The sequence below is a fragment of the Pseudoalteromonas sp. Isolate3 genome, from assembly GCF_022398505.1.
GTDB classification, from domain to species: Bacteria; Pseudomonadota; Gammaproteobacteria; order Enterobacterales; family Alteromonadaceae; genus Pseudoalteromonas; species Pseudoalteromonas apostichopi.
On sequence record NZ_JAKEVN010000253.1, the window covers coordinates 1 to 1295 of the forward strand.

A 1295-nucleotide genomic window follows, 5' to 3' on the forward strand; every position below is an offset into this window, starting at 1 on the left:
ATCTAATACAAAGGATAGTTATATGAAAAGTTTATTTTATAAGTTAGCTGTATTACCACTTGCTATTACCTCTGCACTTGCCGTGGCTAACACAAATTTGATTGAAAATGGATCATTCGAAGCCGAGGTTGTCACTGATCATAATGGCCAATGGCAATTATTCAAGGAAATCACTGGTTGGACACGCAGCGAAAACGCACCTTTTGAAATACAAACGAGTAGTCTAGGAATTCTCAAAGCGAAAGAAGGCCAAAAATATCTAGAACTTGGCTCTACGCAGCAATATAGCGTGTCTCAAGCCGTAGCTACAACAGCTGGTAAAATGTATGAAATTAGCTTCTATTACTCAGCACGTGTGTCTGGTGATGATACAGCGAGTACAGTTGAAGTGCTGTGGAATGGTGAATCCTTAGGTGTTGTTAATGCTAAATTTAAAGGTTGGACTAAGTACAGCTTTACTGTAGAGGCAACTGGCACAAGTTCAGAGATTACATTAGCTGGCGTTGGTAGCAGAAGTAGTGTGGGTGGCTTCATCGATAATGTTTCTGTAAGTGAAGCTACAGAATACTGCTCAGTCCAAGCGGGTTTGTATGCAATTAATAAATATGGTTCTGATTCAGAAGGCTATATTTACCACTTAGACCCTGAAACATCAGCTGTAACAAAAATTGCTGGTGTTACTAATACAGCTGCAAACATAGCAGGTATGGACGGTAAGCTATACTTTATGGAAAAGCTAGATAGTGAGACTAGAGACTCAAAAATTTACAGTCTAGATTTAGCATCAAATACGCAAAGCGAAGTCGCAGATACTAACTCTTATACTATTATTCGTTCTACAGTTTCTCCTGATGGTCTTAACTTACGTGCAACAAGCAAAACCTACATGTATGACTTCAACCTTGAAACTGGTGAAAAGACAGTTCTAGGAAAACTAAGCTACGAAGGTGAAGAGTTCATAGGTGGTGATATTGCATACTCAAGTGACAATAACGTACTTTATGCATTAACTGAACAAGCACTATACACAGTTGATCAAGATACTTTAGAACTTACATTAGTAGGTGAGCATGGAGTTAACTGGGCATCAGGCCTTGCAGTTGCCGATGATGGTACGATCTATGTTACTGGAAGAAAGAGTGGTCAAAGCGCGAAGCTTTATACGCTAGATCAAAACACTGCTGAAGCAACATATATAATGCGAGGTCCAGCTAATCTAAATGATCTAACATTTATTAGTGGGTCAACTTGCTCAACACAGTAAACTTTTAATATTATAAATGCCAGTTAAATAC

Annotated in this window: 1 protein-coding gene; it reads left to right on the plus strand. The window is 38.6% G+C overall.

Annotation, left to right across the window (positions count from 1 at the left end; all coding sequences use genetic code 11):
* Positions 1-22 precede the first annotated feature (22 nt).
* On the plus strand, positions 23-1264 hold the full coding sequence (locus L1D46_RS20670) for a DUF642 domain-containing protein (protein ID WP_239978170.1): 1242 nt from the start codon (positions 23-25) through the stop codon (positions 1262-1264).
* Positions 1265-1295: the final 31 nt, after the last annotated feature.

Coding starts and splice junctions, on each gene's coding strand:
- L1D46_RS20670 (WP_239978170.1), top strand. CDS start 23: ATGAAAAGTTTATTTTATAAGTTAGCTGTATTACCACTTGCTATTACC.